Here is a 3,833-nt window from a genome sequence, read left to right as displayed (position 1 = left end):
GAGGTCGATAGTCTCAAGGTAAAAGAGGTAACCCCAGCATAACTTCCAAGCCTCTCCACCGGAAGCTACAGGGATCCCTTTCCCCAAGGTAGGATCGAGAACCAAACAGGGTTCTGCTGTGCTCTGGGGACAGCTCCGGTGCAATTTGTATTTTGGGAATATCGGGTGACACCTCTCCAAGCCCTGCGTTTCTTGTCGTTAGACTGCTAGTCATCGAACTTTATCAAACTATCTATTTATTAAGTTTTAGTTAACCCTTGCGTGGGATTGTAAGGGACTAGCTTCAGTCTCTGCACAGATTCTCAAGACAAGTGAGGTTCGTCAGCATTTGCCGGTCAATCTCCGTGGGGATTGCCGAACTAGAGCCTTTGACAAGAGGCTAACCGTGCGTGTATACCATCCTGCAGCTTAAGGTCAGTCTGAGATTGCTAAAGCATCTCTCTGTTCCTGTTACTGTCCCGCAGGGAGGCAGGTTCCGTGAAAAAAGTTCAAGAGAGCTTGGTTGCTGCCCTGACCACTGATGGAGCTTTGGGGATTGCTTTGGGAGATTGGAAGAGCGGCATGTGTCTGGGGTTCAAGGGGCCAGACACCCCTGACTTTCCAGAGCGAAACTTGGAGCTGGCAGTAGCTGGCATGACCGAGGTGATTCGGTCTAAGATGCGAGTTCTGGAGTCTGTGAGCATCAAGGAGGATGTGGAGGAGATTCTTATTGTTCTCAAGACCCAGTACCACCTTGTTCGCTTGGTTAAGTCTGTGCAGGGCTTGTTCTTTTATCTTGTTATGGATCGGGAGAAGGGAAACCTAGCTCTTGCTCGCATCAAGCTAGACCAAGTTGCCGAGCAGCTAGTCATCTAGTATCACATTGGCGATAGCCAGATATTGACGCCACTCCAGTTGGGGATATTGGGCAGAGCCTAGCGGGGGGTTCTGCCTCTTTAGCTTGAGCCGCCTTGCCGAGCAGGTTCTCTTCCTTGCCTAGCTTCTTTTCTCTCCCAGTGAGGAGGGAGTTAGAATTAGAATGTACGTGGGTAAACCAGAGAATATTGCTGACTTGAAGATACGTTTGATACAAGGCTGGCGAGCAAGCTGCAGGAAAGAGGGATATTTATGCCAAAGTTGGAGGAGATTCTCCTCGAGGCCCTTGCCATGGAAGGAGCGCTGGGGGTCGCTCTAGGAGATTGGAGAAGTGGTGCATGTCTGGGACTTAAGTCTGCAGGTAACCCTGATTTTCCTGAACGCAATCTACCACTTGCCATAGTCGGCAATGCAGAAGTAGTCCGTGCCAAACTCAAGGTTGCAGAGGCTCTGAACGAGCGGATACAGGAGCTCGTTTTCACTTCCCAAAAGCAGTATCACCTAATTCGCTTGGCGAATAGCCGTGGCTTGTTTATCTTCCTAGCCTTGGATAAACAAAAGGGAAACTTAGCCTTGGCCCGCATAAAGTTAGCGCAGCTTGCAGAGCAGGTGGGCCAGTTGCCGCTCACAAACCCAAGACTCATCTAGAAGCTTATTTCCTTCTCCGATGGGGTAGTCGTTGGGGCCTTCGGGATCCAGCACCAGCAAAGCAAAGTTCTCAGGGGTAGGAGCGTTCGGGGCCTAGACTCGCCAAGATGCTTGAAGGTCTGGGGTTTCTTGACCGGGAATTGCTTTACTTTATCTTTAGCTTGCTAATTCTTTATGAACTCCCCCTTGCTTAATGAACTCCCCCTTGCTTAACGTGCTTAGCTTAAGCTAAGCTTCGGCAGGCCTTCTTAGGAAACTTTCTGTGGTGCGGGAATCATGGTGGGGGGAATTCTGCAAAGAGTAGAGGAAGCGCTAGATGAGAGCTTTGCCCTTGACGGGGTATTGGGGGTAGCCCTTGGAGACTGGAGAAATGGAACCTGCCTGAGATCTAAGTTTCGTACGAACGTCACTGGTTTTTCTCAATGTGAACTAGAGTTGATAGTATCGGGTAATGCAGAGTTAATTCGAAACAAAACTAAACAATTCTCAAGAACCCAAGAAAAACTAGAAGAACTGTTTCTTGTCTATGAACAATTCTTCTGTGTCGTTCGATTAGTTAACACCATAACCGGCCTGTTCTTCTGTCTTGTTTTGGAACGACAGAAAGCCAACTTGGCTCATGCTCGCCTGAAGTTCTCTCAAATCACTTCTGCGATAGAACTTCCTGAGGTAGAAGGTTGAAACGTAAAACCAGCGCCTTGTTCATAAGTTCGATTTACTGTGAAGATCCAGTAGTGCGGAACCGGGGACTTGAACCCCGATGGCATTGCTGCCACTAGAACCTGAATCTAGCGCGTCTACCATTCCGCCAGTTCCGCGGCGATCTACAAGTGTGCCCAAAGCAGGGGATCCCTGTCAAGGCTGGCAAAAGGGATCCCTTGCCGGCGGCTCTATCTGTGCTAAGCTCTGCTGCGCACCAGATGAAAGCTGATCAACGCTGACCTTGGCCGACTTTACCTTCACCTGCGAGGGCACCTGCCCCCATACCCAAGCGCGGGCAGGATACTTCGTCACCCCCCACGGTGGGATCCCAACCCCTTGCTTTATGCCGGTGGGAACTTTGGCCAACGTGAAAACCCTCACCCCGGCCCAGCTCAAGGAGACAGGTGCCCATATTATTCTCAGCAACACCTATCACCTGCACCTACAGCCCGGCGAGGACATCATTCAAGCAGCAGGGGGGCTACACCGCTTTATGGGCTGGTCGGGCCCCATCCTTACCGACTCAGGGGGCTTTCAGGTCTTTAGCCTTAGCGCCATTCGCCAAATCAACGAGGAGGGAGTGACGTTCCGCTCTCCTCGCGATGGCCGCATCATTCACTTCACCCCAGAGCTATCCATCCAGATTCAAAACGCCCTGGGGGCCGACATCATCATGGCCTTCGACGAGTGCCCGCCCTACCCTGCCAGCCCTGAGGAAGTGGAAGCAGCGGTGCGGCGAACCACCCAGTGGCTGAAACGCTGCGTGAAAGCCCATCGTCGCTCAGATCAGGCTTTGTTTGGCATTGTGCAGGGGGGAGTTTACCCTGAGCTGCGCCGGCGGGCGGTGGAAGAGGTCTGTCGGTTGGATCTGCCGGGCTATGCCATTGGCGGGGTGAGTGTGGGGGAGCCGGTCGAGTTTATGCACGCCGTTGTGCGGCAAACAGCCCCTCTACTGCCGGCAGATCGCCCCCGTTATCTCATGGGGGTGGGCACCTATGCAGAGATGCGGGCCGCCGTGGCCGCCGGGATAGATTTGTTCGACTGCGTGATCCCCACCCGCTATGCCCGCCATGGCACGGTGATCAGCCGGGGCAAACGCTGGAACATCAAAAATGCCGAGCACCGCCGCAGCCTGGATCCCATCGATCCCGACTGTCCCTGCTACACCTGCCGCCACTTTAGCCGCGCCTACTTGTGCCACCTCATCCGCGCCCAGGAGATCCTGGGCTATACCCTGCTTTCTATCCACAACATCACGGAGCTGATGCGCTACACCCAAAAGATGCGCCAGGCCATCTTGGAAGGCCAATTTCATGAGCACTGGGATCCCTGGAGCTAAGCCGGCCGGGAGATTTGTCTGGAAGCATCTGATCCATTTTGGTAGAATAAGTACATGGGATAGTACGTGCATATACTTAAGCTATCCCATGCGGTTCCAGGAAGGAGTCAGCTAGGAATCGCAGGAGCCCCGCACTGTACCCGTAGGGTCAGTGCCGGGAGGAATGCGCTTTGATGAAGTACAATGGACTTATGAGCCAAGTCCTGACCATATCCTGTAAGCTCAAGGCGTTCCCGTCACAAGCCGCCAAATTGGACGCGACGATGGATGTCTTTGTGCAGGCATTGAA

Annotated in this window: 4 protein-coding genes and 1 tRNA gene; 4 read left to right on the top strand and 1 reads right to left on the bottom strand. The window is 52.9% G+C overall.

All coding sequences use genetic code 11. The features are described from left to right. Positions 1-477 precede the first annotated feature (477 nt). The 3 genes from NW849_RS14030 (at position 478) to NW849_RS14020 (ending at position 2,184) form a co-directional block, all read left to right on the top strand. Positions 478-855 (top strand): hypothetical protein, encoded by a 378-nt coding sequence (locus NW849_RS14030; RefSeq protein WP_414358420.1) that lies wholly within the window; start codon positions 478-480, stop codon positions 853-855. A gap of 252 nt (positions 856-1,107) precedes the next feature. Beyond that, complete coding sequence (locus NW849_RS14025) at positions 1,108-1,503, top strand: hypothetical protein (RefSeq protein WP_414358418.1); 396 nt, start codon at positions 1,108-1,110, stop codon at positions 1,501-1,503. A gap of 276 nt (positions 1,504-1,779) precedes the next feature. Then, positions 1,780-2,184: a hypothetical protein gene (locus NW849_RS14020; RefSeq protein WP_414358415.1), complete on the top strand. Its 405-nt coding sequence runs from the start codon at positions 1,780-1,782 to the stop codon at positions 2,182-2,184. Positions 2,185-2,238: 54 nt separating this feature from the next. Here the strand turns inward: NW849_RS14020 and NW849_RS14015 are convergent. Then, a tRNA-Leu gene (locus tag NW849_RS14015) sits at positions 2,239-2,321 on the bottom strand. A 119-nt stretch (positions 2,322-2,440) separates the two neighbouring features. Between NW849_RS14015 and tgt the strand changes: the two genes are divergently transcribed. Next, on the top strand, positions 2,441-3,544 hold the full coding sequence (gene tgt, locus NW849_RS14010; RefSeq protein ID WP_414358423.1) for a tRNA guanosine(34) transglycosylase Tgt: 1,104 nt from the start codon (positions 2,441-2,443) through the stop codon (positions 3,542-3,544). The last annotated feature ends 289 nt before the right edge of the window (positions 3,545-3,833 follow it).

It is taken from the genome of Synechococcus sp. R55.3, from assembly GCF_047461975.1.
GTDB lineage: Bacteria > Cyanobacteriota > Cyanobacteriia > Thermostichales > Thermostichaceae > Thermostichus.
This window is presented reverse-complemented; position numbering and strand designations above follow the sequence as displayed.